The following is a 259-nucleotide window of genomic DNA, read 5'->3' as shown; positions in this document are numbered from 1 at the left end:
GAAGAAAATGGCACATTACGCATTTAAGCAATTAAAATAACCAAGGAGTATTTTCTCCTTGGTTATTTTTTAACCATACCTTTTAATACGAACGCAACGTTTGCTGGACGCTCTGCTAGACGGCGCATGAAATATCCATACCAATCGTTTCCATAAGGTACGTAAACACGCATTTTGTAACCTTCTTTTACTAGCTCAAGTTGACGCTCTTTACGAATACCAAATAACATTTGGAATTCAAATTGCTCCCTTGGAATGT

1 protein-coding gene is annotated in these 259 nt (G+C 37.1%); it reads right to left on the bottom strand.

Annotated features, from left to right (window positions below):
• Window positions 1-62 precede the first annotated feature (62 nt).
• Window positions 63-259 (bottom strand): proline dehydrogenase family protein (locus FE392_RS23230; RefSeq protein ID WP_319932033.1); only part of this gene is annotated, 197 nt, incomplete at its 5' end.

Origin of the sequence: Xenorhabdus santafensis, from assembly GCF_033949405.1 — a bacterium.
Lineage (GTDB): Bacteria > Pseudomonadota > Gammaproteobacteria > Enterobacterales > Enterobacteriaceae > Xenorhabdus > Xenorhabdus santafensis.
The sequence above is the reverse complement of the archived record's forward strand: the minus strand, read 5'-3'. Positions and strand labels throughout refer to the sequence as shown.